The organism is Streptomyces smaragdinus (assembly GCF_009604385.1).
GTDB lineage: Bacteria > Actinomycetota > Actinomycetes > Streptomycetales > Streptomycetaceae > Streptomyces > Streptomyces smaragdinus.
Genome location: NZ_WEGJ01000013.1, coordinates 14,504 through 27,224 on the forward strand (window position 1 = coordinate 14,504; position 12,721 = coordinate 27,224).

Annotated in this window: 12 protein-coding genes; 6 read left to right on the forward strand and 6 right to left on the reverse strand. The window is 73.0% G+C overall.

Translation table 11 applies throughout. The features are described from left to right. Nucleotide 1 precedes the first annotated feature (1 nt). The gene (locus SRB5_RS18075; RefSeq protein ID WP_323378097.1) at nucleotides 2-535 is read left to right on the forward strand and encodes an alkyl hydroperoxide reductase; all 534 of its coding nucleotides are present in this window, start codon (nucleotides 2-4) and stop codon (nucleotides 533-535) included. Between the two features lie 61 nt (nucleotides 536-596). On the opposite strand, the gene SRB5_RS18080 is transcribed toward SRB5_RS18075, so the two are convergent. The 5 genes from SRB5_RS18080 to SRB5_RS18100 form a co-directional block, all read right to left on the reverse strand. Continuing rightward, complete coding sequence (locus tag SRB5_RS18080) at nucleotides 597-2,411, reverse strand: SpoIIE family protein phosphatase (protein ID WP_153453421.1); 1,815 nt, start codon at nucleotides 2,409-2,411, stop codon at nucleotides 597-599. Nucleotides 2,412-2,574: 163 nt separating this feature from the next. Beyond that, entirely contained in the window at nucleotides 2,575-3,273 is a 699-nt protein-coding gene (gene fomD / locus SRB5_RS18085; RefSeq protein WP_153453228.1) for a cytidylyl-2-hydroxypropylphosphonate hydrolase, read from the reverse strand. Between the two features lie 77 nt (nucleotides 3,274-3,350). Further along, entirely contained in the window at nucleotides 3,351-4,754 is a 1,404-nt protein-coding gene (locus SRB5_RS18090) for a class II fumarate hydratase (protein WP_323378100.1), read from the reverse strand. A gap of 91 nt (nucleotides 4,755-4,845) precedes the next feature. After that, the gene (locus SRB5_RS18095; protein WP_153453230.1) at nucleotides 4,846-5,823 is read right to left on the reverse strand and encodes an MBL fold metallo-hydrolase; all 978 of its coding nucleotides are present in this window, start codon (nucleotides 5,821-5,823) and stop codon (nucleotides 4,846-4,848) included. Nucleotides 5,824-5,906: 83 nt separating this feature from the next. Further along, nucleotides 5,907-6,794 (reverse strand): serine hydrolase, encoded by an 888-nt coding sequence (locus tag SRB5_RS18100; RefSeq protein ID WP_153453232.1) that lies wholly within the window; start codon nucleotides 6,792-6,794, stop codon nucleotides 5,907-5,909. A gap of 37 nt (nucleotides 6,795-6,831) precedes the next feature. Between SRB5_RS18100 and SRB5_RS18105 the strand changes: the two genes are divergently transcribed. After that, complete coding sequence (locus tag SRB5_RS18105) at nucleotides 6,832-7,767, forward strand: LysR substrate-binding domain-containing protein (RefSeq protein WP_194292955.1); 936 nt, start codon at nucleotides 6,832-6,834, stop codon at nucleotides 7,765-7,767. Nucleotides 7,768-7,770: 3 nt separating this feature from the next. Here the strand turns inward: SRB5_RS18105 and SRB5_RS18110 are convergent, their stop codons facing one another. Beyond that, nucleotides 7,771-9,435 (reverse strand): fumarate hydratase, encoded by a 1,665-nt coding sequence (locus SRB5_RS18110; protein WP_153453236.1) that lies wholly within the window; start codon nucleotides 9,433-9,435, stop codon nucleotides 7,771-7,773. 215 nt (nucleotides 9,436-9,650) lie between these two features. Here SRB5_RS18110 and SRB5_RS18115 point away from each other — a divergent pair, with 215 nt between their 5' ends. The 4 genes from SRB5_RS18115 (at nucleotide 9,651) to SRB5_RS18130 (ending at nucleotide 12,495) form a co-directional block, all read left to right on the forward strand. After that, nucleotides 9,651-10,313 (forward strand): DUF1707 SHOCT-like domain-containing protein, encoded by a 663-nt coding sequence (locus SRB5_RS18115; RefSeq protein ID WP_153453425.1) that lies wholly within the window; start codon nucleotides 9,651-9,653, stop codon nucleotides 10,311-10,313. A 78-nt stretch (nucleotides 10,314-10,391) separates the two neighbouring features. Continuing rightward, the gene (locus tag SRB5_RS18120; protein WP_153453238.1) at nucleotides 10,392-10,964 is read left to right on the forward strand and encodes an RNA polymerase sigma factor; all 573 of its coding nucleotides are present in this window, start codon (nucleotides 10,392-10,394) and stop codon (nucleotides 10,962-10,964) included. Then, entirely contained in the window at nucleotides 10,961-11,947 is a 987-nt protein-coding gene (locus tag SRB5_RS18125; protein WP_153453240.1) for a CU044_5270 family protein, read from the forward strand. Before SRB5_RS18120 ends, SRB5_RS18125 begins: the two co-directional genes overlap by 4 nt. 191 nt (nucleotides 11,948-12,138) lie before the next feature. Next, complete coding sequence (locus tag SRB5_RS18130) at nucleotides 12,139-12,495, forward strand: WhiB family transcriptional regulator (RefSeq protein ID WP_153453427.1); 357 nt, start codon at nucleotides 12,139-12,141, stop codon at nucleotides 12,493-12,495. Nucleotides 12,496-12,721 lie beyond the last annotated feature (226 nt).

A 12,721-nucleotide genomic window follows, 5' to 3' on the forward strand; every position in this document is an offset into this window, starting at 1 on the left:
CGTGGCGCTCGACGAGCTGAAGTCCGCGCTGCCGGACTACGCCAAGGACCTGAAGCTGAACCTCGGGTCGGTCATCGGCAACAGCCCGCTGCCGCAGCAGCAGCTGTGGGGCACGGTGCTCGCCTGCGCGCTCGCGTCGCGCTCGCCGATCGTGCTGCGCGAGCTGGCGCCGCAGGCCAGGGAGAATCTCTCCCCGGAGGCGTACACCGCCGCCAAGGCGGCCGCCGCCGTCATGCAGATGAACAACGTCTTCTACCGCACCCGGCACCTGCTCTCCGACCCGGAGTACGGGACGCTGCGGGCGGGCCTGCGGATGAACGTCATCGGCAACCCCGGCGTGGAGAAGGTCGACTTCGAGCTGTGGTCGTTCGCGGTGTCCGCGATCAACGGCTGCGGCCAGTGCCTGGACTCGCACGAGCAGGTGGTGCGCAAGGCCGGCCTCGACCGTGAGGCCGTCCAGGAGGCGTTCAAGATCGCCGCGGTGATCCAGGCCGTCGGCGCGACGCTGGACGCGGAGCAGGTCCTGCAGGACTGATCTCCCTCTGTACGAGAACGGCCCGCCCCGGATAACCGGGGCGGGCCGTTTCCGTACGCCGTCAGATCTCGAACCAGACCACTTTCCCCGCGCTCAGCCGCTCCGCGCCCCAGGCCTCGGCGACCCGGTTGACCAGGAACATTCCCCGGCCCCCCTCGTCCGCCGGGCCCGCGCGGCGCAGCCGGGGGAGCTGCGGGACGTCGTCGACGACCTCGCAGCGCAGCCGCTCGGCGTGCACGAGGCGCAGCGTGACCGGGCGGCGGGCGTACCGGATGGCGTTCGTCACGACCTCGCTGACCAGCAGCTCCACCGAGTCGGAGAGGTCCTCCAGCCCCCACCCCGTCAGCGCCGCGCGGGCGTAGCGGCGGGCCTCACGCACGGCCTGCGGCCGCGGCTCCAGCTGCCACTGGGCGGCCGAGCTCGGCGCGATGCCGTCGAGGCGGGCGGCGAGCAGCGCGATGTCGTCGTCGCGCGTGGCGGGGTCCAGGACGTCCAGGACCTCGTCGCACAGCGGCTCCAGCGGCGGCGGGTGGCCGGGGCCGGTGAGCGCCGCCGTGGCCACCAGGCGGTCGCACAGCCGCTCGATGCCGGTCCACACGTCGCACAGGCGGGACTCGACCAGGCCGTCCGTGTAGAGGACGAGCGTGGAGCCGGGCGGTACGGGGAACTCCATGGACTCGAAGACCGTGCCGCCCACCCCGATCGGGGCGCCCGGCGGGACCTCCAGCACCTGGCTGTGGCCCTCGCTGTGCAGCAGCACCGGCGGCGGATGGCCGGCGTTGGCGAGGGTCAGGGTCTGGGCGATGGGGTCGTAGATTCCGTACAGACAGGTGGCCATGCGCTCCTCGCCGAGGCGCTGGGCCTGCTCGTCCAGATGGTGGAGCACCTCCTGCGGCGGCAGGTCGAGGCCGGCCAGCGTCTGCGTCGCCGTGCGCAGCTGGCCCATGATCGCGGCGGACGACACGGAGTGGCCCATCACGTCGCCGACGACCAGCGCCACCCGGCTGCCGGGCAGCGGGATCGCGTCGTACCAGTCGCCGCCGACCTGGGCGGTCTCGGCGGCCGGGAGATAGCGGTAGGCCAGCTTGACGCCGGTGGGCTGCGGCAGGGACTCCGGGAGCATGGTGCGCTGCAGCTCGTCGGCGATGTACGCCTCGCGGCGGTAGACCTCCGCCTTGTCGATGCCCAGCGCCGTGTGCGTGGCCAGCTGGGCGGCGACCAGCAGGTCGTTGCGCTCGTACGGGTCGCGCGCGCCGCCCCGCAGCAGTACGACCACGCCGGTCACCCGGCGCCGGCCGCGCAGCGGCGCGATGATCGTGCGCCGGCCGGGCGGCAGGGAGGTCGCCCTGCCGACCAGCTCGGTGAGCGCCCCGCGGGCGGCGAGGGAGTCGCCGAAGACCGGCCGCACCCCGCGCAGCACCTCCGACAGGGCGCCCATGTGCGCCACCTCGACCAGATCCGTCGGCCCCGGCAGCGGCGGCACGCCGTCGGCCGCCGTGTCCTGGTCGGTGCGGCGCAGCCGCAGCAGGAACGGCTCCGCCGGCTGCTCGTCGCCCACCGGCAGCGGATCGCGCAGATAGACGAGGATCGCGTCGGCGAACGCCGGCACCACCGAGCGGCACAGGCCCAGCACGATCTCGTCCAGGTCGATGCCCCGGGCGATCCGGCGGGTGGCCGCGCCGACGAAGCGCAGCCGCGCCGAGCCGCTGGTGTCCGGCGGCGCCACCGGGACCGGCAGCGGTCCCGTCGACTCACCCGTGTCCCGGTGCTGCGGCCTGGGCCGGACGTCGTCCGGTGCCCGGCGCGGCGCCGGCGGCTCGGGGAGACGCCCGGCACCGGGATCCGCGGATCCGCCGTCACGCCTGCCCGACCGCAGGGCGGCCGTTCCTTCCTCGCGCTCCGTCACGATTCGCTACCCGTCCGTCGGCCCCACGGCCCCGGTTGAGGCCACATCAATTTGTCGTCGCATCAAGCGAGTTGCTGGCATTGCAGTGTGGATGACGATCCTACGTTTGAGGGACGGGGGCGCATCAAGAGGCTCATGCAGACATACGCGCCGGAGTTTCGTCCCAGTCCGCCGGGAGCGCCGGTGTCCGCCACGCCGGATCCGGCCGCCAATGCTCCCATCCGTCCGTGAACGGCGCACCCCACGCCATGATCGCGGCCACCGCCGCCGCCCCCGCCGCACGCACCTCGCGCGCCTGTCCGGGCGGCATCAGCCCAGCTCGCTGGGCCTCCTCGAACTCGTCCTCGTCGCGCCAGGACCAGCTCCGGTCGGGCAGCACGGCGATGTCGAGGAAGTGGTCCTGCGAGTCGACCCCGCCGGCCCAGCGGGTCAGCGGCTCCTCGAGATTGACGTAGAAGTTCTTGAACCGCCAGCCCTGCTCCCAGAACAGCCATACCGACCAAGGCTCCCCGGGCCGCGCCAGCTTGAGCACCCCGGTACCGAACCACTGGGTCCGTACGAGCCGCCGCGGCCTGGTGTACCGGGTGGCGAGCGGCTCCACGTGCAGCGGGGTGCCGTCCACCATCTCCGGCCGTACGCAGGCGGTGCCGGGGGCCAGCCAGACGGCGAGGAGGTCCGCGTCGTCCCGTACGACCGTGACCGGGCGGCAGATGTGCACGGCGTCCGTGCCGTTGCCGCGGTAGCGCCACAGGATGTGCTCCCCGGGCGCCCAGCGACGGCCCGCACCGAGCCGGTGCGGGCCGTTCTCGGGGGTCGTGTCCGTCGTGGCCATCCCACGATGGTACGGCCCGCCGGACCGCGGTCCGGTCCTCGCGCCGGGGCGGGTGCGGGCCGTCCCGCCCGGGTGTGCTATAGGGACTCGGGGCGGGTCATCCGCAGCACGTCGAGGGCCTCGTCGAGCTGGGCCTCCGTGAGCAGGCCGCGTTCGAGGTAGCCGCGTTCGAGGACCACCTGGCGGATGGTCTTGCGTTCGGCGAGAGAGGTCTTCGCCACTTTCGCGGCCTCCTCGTACCCGATATAGCGGTTCAGCGGGGTCACCACGGACGGCGAGGACTCGGCGTACTCCCGGGCCCGCCCGACGTTCGCGGTGATCCCGTCGACCGTGCGGTCGGCGAGGAGGCGGGAGGCGTTCGCCAGCAGGCGGATCGACTCCAGGAGGTTCTTGCCCATCACCGGGAGCATCACGTTCAGCTCGAAGTTCCCCGACGCGCCGGCCGTCGCCACGGTCGCGTCGTTGCCGATGACCTGCGCGGCCACCATCAGCACCGCCTCCGGGATCACCGGGTTCACCTTGCCCGGCATGATCGAGGAGCCGGGCTGCAGATCGGGCAGGCCGATCTCGCCCAGGCCCGTACGGGGGCCGGACGCCATCCAGCGCAGATCGTTGGCGATCTTCGTCAGCCCGACGGCGACCGTCCGCAGCTGCCCCGACGTCTCCACCAGGCCGTCCCGCGCGCCCTGCGCCTCGAAGTGGTCGCGGGCCTCCGTCAGCGCCAGCCCCGTCGCCCGCGCCACCTCGGCGATCACCGCGGCGGAGAAGCCGGGCGGCGTGTTGATCCCGGTGCCCACGGCCGTACCCCCCAGCGGCAGCTCGGCCAGCCGGGGCAGCGACGCCTCGAGCCGCTCGACACCGTGGCGCATTTGCGCCGCGTAACCGCCGAACTCCTGCCCGAGGGTGACGGGCGTGGCGTCCATCAGATGCGTCCGCCCCGACTTCACCACGTCCGCGAACTCCGCCGCCTTGGCCTCCAGCGACTCCGCGAGCCGGGTCAGCGCCGGGACGAGGTCGTGGACCACGGCCGAGGTCGCCGCGATGTGGACGGAGGAGGGGAAGACGTCGTTGGACGACTGGGAGGCGTTGACGTGGTCGTTGGGGTGGACGGGGCGGCCCAGGCGCTCCGTGGCGAGGGTGGCGATGACCTCGTTGGCGTTCATGTTCGACGAGGTGCCCGAGCCCGTCTGGAAGACGTCGACGGGAAAGTGCTCGTCCCACTTACCGGCGGCCACCTCCTCCGCCGCGTCCCGGATCGCCTCCGCGATGTCCTTGTCGAGCACCCCGAGCTCCGCGTTGACGGTCGCCGCCGCCGCCTTGATCCGCGCGAGCGCCGCGATGTGCGCCCGCTCGAGGCGCTGCCCCGACACGGGGAAGTTCTCCACCGCGCGCTGGGTCTGGGCGCGCCATTTGGCGTGCGCGGGGACCCGCACCTCTCCCATGGAGTCGTGCTCGGTACGCCATGTGCTGTCGCTGGTCACGTCGTCCACCTCCGGCTGGATCAGCACCGCCGGCCCCGGCGGTGTTCCCGGGACCGGCTCCACTGTGACCTCTTCGTCTCCCCGATCCGCGTTACCTCGGGCGCATGTCGCCGCCGTAGACGGTGCGGTAGTCGGGCAGGACGATCCGGGTGCCGGGGGAGAGACGGCGCACCTGGTCGATCAGGCCCGTCAGGTCCATGGTCGTGTCCGGGACCACCTCGGGGCCGAGGTCCGTCTCGAAGTTGTCCCAGTGCACGGGAACGACGACCTCCGGGCGGCCGATCGCCTCCAGCAGCCGGGGCACGTAGCGGTGGGCGCGGTGGAACGTGGACTCGGTGGCGACCATCGCGATCTGCGGGCGCATTCCGGCCACGGCCCGCTCGTCGATGTCACTGGCGCCCATGAGGAATACCGACGGGCCGTCCGACCCGGCCTTCACGAGGAAGGCGAGGGTGTTGCCCTCGGGGAGGTCGGAGATGTTCTCCGGCGCGGCGGCCGGGGGAGCGGTGAGGGTGCCGGGGGCGAAGTAGGACCAGGTCTTGTTGCGGCTGTGCAGGCTCGCGGCGATCTCGGCGATCAGGCCGCCGCCGAGGTCGAGGGTCTCGCCGCCGCGTACGACGATGATCCGGTCGGGGTCCACGCCCCAGGCGACGAGGAGATGGCGGGTGGTCTCGGTGCCGATCACGCGGGCATTCAGGTGCTTTTCGGCCAGGTACGGGACGTCGGCGATGTGGTCCCAGTGGGAGTGGGTGACCAGGATCCAGTCGGGGGTGCCGCAGAGTTCGTCGGCCCGGGTGGCGTTGGTGGCCGGGAGCACGGTTTTGCTGTTGAACGGCGGCGCGAAGATTCCGGTCGCGAAGCGCGTCACGTACGGGTCGACCAGCAGCGTCTGTCCGGCCGCGTCGATCCGCCAGCCGGAGGTGCCGAGCCAGCGGAAGGAGGCGTCGCCGGCGGACAGGGGGCGCGGGGCGGCCGACGCGGTGTCCGCGAGCGCCGGGAGCAGGGGCGCGGTGGCGCCGAGGGCGAGTCCGCGCAGGACGGAGCGGCGGGAGTTCTTGATCTTCGACATGCCGGTATGACAGCAGGGGCGGATTGCCCGCGTCCAAGACCAATCCGGGCGCCCGTTCATATCCGTACGGATATCGGTGCAGGTCACACCGCCTGCAGCGCCTCCACCGCCAGCCGCGCCGCCGTCCCGATCGCGGCGTCCACCTCCGGCAGCCGGGCGTTCGGGCGGCGGGTACGGGCGAACACGGCCACCACGTACGCGTCCGGGCCGGGTGGCTGGATCACGCCCGCCTCGATGTGCAGCCCCGGCAGGGTCCCGGTCTTGGCGGCGATCCGTACGTCCGCCGGGAACCCCGTCGGCAGCCGGTGCCGGAAGACCTGGTGACCCATCAGGTCCCGGACGACCGCGCAGGCTTGGGCCGTGCCCGCCTCGTCGCGCCAGACGAGCCGGAGGAGCCGGGTGATGTCGCGGGGCGCGGCGGAGTTGGTGCGCGCCGGGTCCAGGGCGCTGAGCCGGGTCTTCGCGGCGTCGTCCAGCGCCCGGTAGCGCTCCGCGAACTCGGCCGGTGTCGCGGCGCCGACGTCCGCCAGCATCAGGCGCAGCACCTCCCGCGAGCCGCCCGTCAGCCGCATCGAGGTCAGCCCCAGCTCCTGGGCCAGCAGCCGTACGGTGTCGAGTCCGACGCGGTCCAGCAGCAGGTCGGCGGCGGCGTTGTCGGTGATGGACAGCGCGAAGAACGCCAGGTCGCGCAGCGACAGCTCCACGTCGTCCGCGCAGCCGCCCGTACCCCAGCCGCCGAGCCGGTGTTCGGCGGTCACCCGCACCCGCTCGCGGGGGTCGAGCTGGCCGGCGGCGCACTGGCGGGCGAACTCCAGGACCAGGGGGACCTTGAAGAGGGAGGCGATGACTGCTGGTTCACCTGCCCTGAGATCGACTTCGCTTGTGCTGTCGCCGATCGGCACCGCGTGCACCTGACCATCGGCGCCGACCGCCTCGAACACCCGGCGGATCTCCTCGGCGGCGGACCGCATGGGGCCTCCCTCGACTAGGGTCGTCGTTGTGGATCTTCTGCGACACCTGCGCATTGTGGTGGCCGTCGCCGACGAACTGCACTTCGGCCGGGCCGCCCGCAGGCTCACCATGGCGCAGCCGCCGGTGAGTCAGGCCGTACGGCGGGTGGAGAAGGAGCTCGGCGTCGAGCTCTTCGACCGCTCCCGGCGCCAGATCCGGCTCACGCCCGGCGGGGCGGTCGTGCTCGACGAGATACGGCAGCTCCTCGCCCGCGAGGACCGCCTGCGCGCGCTGGCCCGCCGGGCCGGAGAGGGTGCGCTGGGCGTGCTGCGGGCGGGAGTGCCGCCGGCCGCCGGGGCGGGGGCGCTGGCGGAGCTGATGGACGCGTGCGCGCGGGCGGGGCTCGAGGTGGACCTGCTGGAGCTGACGACGGACGAGCAGATCCGGCTGCTGCTCTCCGGCGGACTCGACGCCGGGCTGCTGCAGCTTCCGGCCGACACCGCCGGCCTGCGGACGGGACCGGTCGCCGAGGCGCCGCTGGGGGTGGTGCTGCCGCGAACGTCGCCGCTGGCGCGGCTCGCGTCGCTTTCCCTCGCCGACCTGGCCGGAAACGACCTGGTGCTCTTCCCCCGCTCCCACGCCGCCGACTGGTACGACGACCTCCTCGCCGTCTGCCGCACGGAGGGCTTCGTCCCGGGGCGGATACGGCACGCGGCGGACCCGGAGTTCCAGCTGGCCCTGGTGACCGCCGGCCGGGGGGTGGCATTCGACGCCGGCCCCGTGGCCCGCAAGGAACCCCGGGTCACCTGGCGCCCGCTCACCGGCCGGCCCCTGGTCCGCCGCCTCGCGGGCGTCTGGCCGGAATCCGCCCACCCCGCGGCGCGGACGTTCACCGGTGTGGCGGCGCGGGCCCTGGCGGGCGGCGCGCCCGATCCGTACGACCGCGGCCGGTCCGAGGGGACGGACCGGCCGTGGGCGGTGGTGTTCGAGTAGCCGTTACGCGCCGGGGCGCACCGGGATGCTCGTCACCAGCGGCTTGACCGGGCCCGGATCCGTGAAGAAGTCATTTCCCTTGTCGTCGACCACGATGAACGCCGGGAAGTCCTCCACCTCGATCCTCCACACCGCTTCCATACCGAGCTCCGCGTACTCGACCGTCTCGACCTTCTTGATGCAGTCCTGCGCCAGCCGCGCCGCCGGCCCGCCGATCGAGCCCAGGTAGAAGCCGCCGTGCGCGTCGCAGGCGTCGGTGACCTGCTTGGAGCGGTTGCCCTTGGCCAGCATCACCTTGGAGCCGCCCGCCGCCTGGAACTGCTCGACGTACGCGTCCATCCGCCCGGCCGTCGTCGGGCCGAAGGAGCCGGAGGCGTAGCCCTCGGGGGTCTTCGCGGGGCCGGCGTAGTAGACCGGGTGGTCCTTCAGGTACTGCGGCATCTCCTCGCCCGCGTCCAGCCGCTCCTTGATCTTCGCGTGCGCGATGTCGCGGGCGACGACCAGCGGGCCGGTGAGGGAGAGCCGGGTCTTGACCGGGTACTTGGTGAGCTCGGCGAGGATCTCGTCCATCGGCCGGCTGAGGTCGACCTTCACCACGTCGCCCTCGTCGAGGTGCGCGTCGGTGGTGTCGGGCAGGAAGCGCGCCGGGTCCTTCTCCAGCTGCTCCAGGAAGACGCCCTCCGCCGTGATCTTGGCGAGCGCCTGGCGGTCCGCCGAGCAGGACACGGCGATCGCGACGGGGCAGGAGGCGCCGTGCCGGGGGAGGCGGACGACGCGGACGTCGTGGCAGAAGTACTTGCCGCCGAACTGGGCGCCGATGCCGAGCTTCTGCGTCAGCTCGAACACCTTCTGCTCCAGCTCCGTGTCCCGGAAGCCGTGCCCGGTCGGGGAGCCCTCGGTGGGGAGCTCGTCGAGGTAGTGGGCGGAGGCGTACTTCGCCGTCTTCAGGGCGAACTCCGCGGACGTGCCGCCGACGACGATCGCCAGGTGATACGGCGGGCAGGCGGCCGTACCCAGCGAGCGGATCTTCTCCTCGAGGAACGTCATCATGGACGCCTCGTTGAGGACGGCCTTCGTCTCCTGGAAGAGGTACGACTTGTTCGCCGAGCCGCCGCCCTTGGCCATGAAGAGGAACTTGTACGCGCCGCCGTCCGTCGCGTACAGCTCGATCTGCGCCGGCAGGTTGGAGCCGGTGTTCTTCTCGTCCCACATGGTCAGCGGGGCCATCTGCGAGTACCGCAGGTTCAGCCGGGTGTACGCGTCGTACACGCCGCGGCTGAGGGCCTCCTCGTCGCCGCCCTCGGTGAGGACGTTCTGGCCGCGCTTGCCCATCACGATCGCCGTGCCGGTGTCCTGGCACATGGGCAGCACGCCGGCGGCGGCGATGTTCGCGTTCTTCAGCAGGTCGAGGGCGACGAACTTGTCGTTCGGGCTGGCCTCGGGGTCGTCGCAGATCTTCCGGAGCTGGGTCAGGTGGGCCGGGCGCAGGAAGTGGGAGATGTCGTGCATCGCCTCCTCCGCGAGCTTGCGCAGCGCCTCCGGCTCGACCTTCAGGAAGGTGCGGCCGTCCGGCCCCTCGACGGTCGAGACGCCCTCGGCGGTGACGAGGCGGTACTCGGTGCTGTCCTCGCCGAGAGGGAGGAGGTCGGTGTAGGCAAACTCCGGCATGCTGTGGGTTCCTTGATCTACGGGGTCGCAGGCGGCTTCGGCTGGTGCTACCAGGGTAGAGCGGGCGGGCGCGTGGTTTGCTGTGAGGTCGCTCGCGCGGATGGAGCGCGCCCCCTAGGGGGTTTCCCCACTAGTCACGATGTATCGCGTCTGGCTACGCTCGTTCTGTGACTGACTCAGCGCCCGCACCCCTCGACAAGCCCGACGCCGTCGACATGGTCAAGCCCGCCCCCGCCGGCGAGCGCACGCCCGCCGCCCTGCGCGCCTCGGACGCCGACCGCGACCGGGTGGCGGAGATCCTCCGCGAGGCGCTGGCCGAGGGCCGGCTGGACGCCGCGGAGCACGCCGAGCGGATCGAGGGCGTGTACGGGGCGAAGACGGTGGCGGAGCTGGAGGTCTACGTCGCCGACCTGCCCGCCGGCCGCCCCGAGGCCGCCGCGGAGCCCGCGCCGGCCACCTCGTCGTCGTACAGCTGGGGCGCCCCGCCGGCCGCGAAGCAGAATCTGGTGGCGATCCTCGGCGGCGCCGTCCGCAAGGGCCGCTGGCGGGTGCCGGCGCGGATCAACGCGGTGGCGATCTGCGGCGGGGTCGACATCGACCTCACGGAGGCGATCTTCGAGCACCAGACGGTGGTCATCAACACCTTCTCGCTGTGCGGCGGCGTGAGCATCCGGGTCCCGGAGAACGTGACGCTGCGCGAGTCCGGGATGGGCATCATGGGCGGCTTCGACGTCAAGGCGATGGAGGCCGTGGAGCCCGGCGCTCCCGTGGTGATCATCGAGGGGCTGGCCATCATGGGCGGCGTGGACGCCAAGCCGAAGCGGGGGAAGGTCGTCAAGGACCTCTCCGACAAGCTGCGCAAACACCTCGGACACTGACGCCCGCGAACGCTTTCGGCCCCCGCCCGCAAGTACCGGGTGAGACCGCCGCCCGGGCGGTCACGGACAGGGGGGCCGATGCGTTCCGATCCCGTTCCGGACTTCGTTCCCGACGAGCAGCTGCTCGTGCGGGCACGACACGCGCCGGAGGCGTTCGAGCCGCTGGTCCGGCGGCACTCCGTGGCGCTGCACGGCTATCTCGTACGACGCGCGCCGCTCGCCGCCGACGATCTGCTCGGCGAGGTGTGGCTGCAGGCGTACGCCCGGCGGCGGACGTACGACGCCGGCCGCGGGCCCGCCAGGGCCTGGCTCTTCGGGGTCGCGCGTAACGTGCTGGCCCGGCACTGGGAGCGCGCCGCCCGCGAGCCCTCGGGGATGACGCCGTCGGCCGACGCGGACCCGTGGCAGGCGGTGGACCGGCGCCTGGACGCCGCCGCCGTCGGCCCGGAGCTGCGCCGGCGGATCGCGGCGCTGCCCGCGGTGGAACGGGAACTGCTGCTCCTGGTGGCCTGGGAGCAGCTGAGCCCCGCGGAGGCGGCCGCCGTGGTCGGCGTCCCGCCCGGCACGGCACGCTCCCGCCTCCACCGCGCCCGCACCCGGCTGCGCGACGGGCTGTCCGACCTCCGTTCCCTGAAGGGGGAGCTCGCATGAGCAGGCAGGAACAGCACGACGTACTCGACTTCCCCGGCGCGGACACCCTGATCGCGGCCGGCGCCGTTCCGGAGCCCGACCCGGCGGTCCTGGTGGCAGCCCATGCGGCGCTCCGCACGGCGTCTTCGGCGGTCACCGTCCGCCCGCACCGCCGCCGGGGGTTCCTCGCCGCGGCGGTGGCGGTGGCGGCGGCGACGGCGGCGGGGGTTGTGGTGCCGGTGGTGGATACGGGGGGCGGCGGGCCGAGCGCCGAGGTCGCCGCGGCGGCGTTCTTCGACACGGTGGCGGACCGGGCCCAGCGGGCGCCCGACGACGGCCCGTACTGGAAGATCACCGAGCGCGAGTCGCTGTTCGGCGGCGCACCCATGACCCACACCACCTATCTCGCCCCGGACCGCATGCTGGGCGGGGACGGCACCGAGTGGAAACCGGTCGGGGTGGGGCCGGGCGGGCAAAGGAAGCAGCTGTTCGCGGGCCCCAACTGGCTGGTCGGCGACGAGCTCGTGGGCTGGGACGAGGTCCGGGACCTGCCGGCGGACCCGGCCGCCCTGCGACGCCGCCTGTCCGAGGGCGCCGCAGGCGGTGAGGCGAACGCGCAGGTCGTACGGCAGGCCGGCGAACTGCTGAGCCGCTCGCCCGCGAGGGCGGACGTCCGCGCCGCCCTGTACCGGGTGATGGCGCGGACGCCGGGAGCCGAGGTCAGGCCTGGTGCGCGCGACACGGAGGGCCGCAGGGGGACGGAGGTGAGCTGGACGTACGACCAGCCCGACGAGCAGGGGATCACGGCGAACCCGCACTGGATCGTCGACCCCTCCACCGGGGCGATGCTGGAGCAGTACGGCACCGCGGCGGCGGCCTACGACGGCCGGGGTTGCGAGCCCAGCGAGGGTGTGGACGGCGAATGTCCGCTGCCCCTGGCGGCGGGCGACCCGGTTGCCCGTACCACGTATCTCTTCAACGGGCCGGTGGCCTCCCTGCCCTGACCACCTCCTCGACCGGCGCGGCGGGCGGGGAACAGGGGTTCCCCGCCCGCCGCAGCTGTGCGCTTAGGAGTGCGTACAGCGGGTAGGACTCCACGCATCGCACCCTGCGCCACACGGCACTCGCACCCACCGTGAGCCGTAGCAGCGTGACCCGCCTGGTTCGCCAACGATGTCGTCAGGAGTAGACCGTGCTGCAACTCCCGCATCATCAGCCACTGCGCGATGTCCCCACCGCCAGGGTGCCGCGTCAGCGGTCACGCGCAGCGGACGATGACGGGCCCTGGCATGCGGACGCCGCCTGCCGCCGTGACGAGGCGGGGCTGTTCTTCGCCCCCTCCAAGGAACCGACCGCGGACCGCCTCTCCCGCGAGGCTGCCGCGAAGCGCGTGTGCGCCCGCTGCCCGGTGATGCTGGACTGCCGCGAGCACGCCCTGCTCCAGCCGGAGCCGTACGGCGTCTGGGGCGGCCTGACGGCAGCGGAACGCCGGGTGGTCCTCTCCCGCCGCCGCAGGCGGCCGACGCCGTCGTCGTCGGCGGACGTGGCGTAGCCGTTCGACGGGCGGAATGCCGGTTTGCGCCGGCTGACGCGTTTCGGCGCTTCGCACCGAAGTCCTCAAACGCCGGACGGGCTGAAATGCGTGCACGTCATCCGACGCAAACCGCATGCGAACCCGCCCGGCGCCCGAGGACATCGGCGCGAAGCACCGATACGCGAAAGCCGGCGCTACGGCACATTCAGCCCGTCCGGCGTTTGAGGACATTGGCACGAAGTGC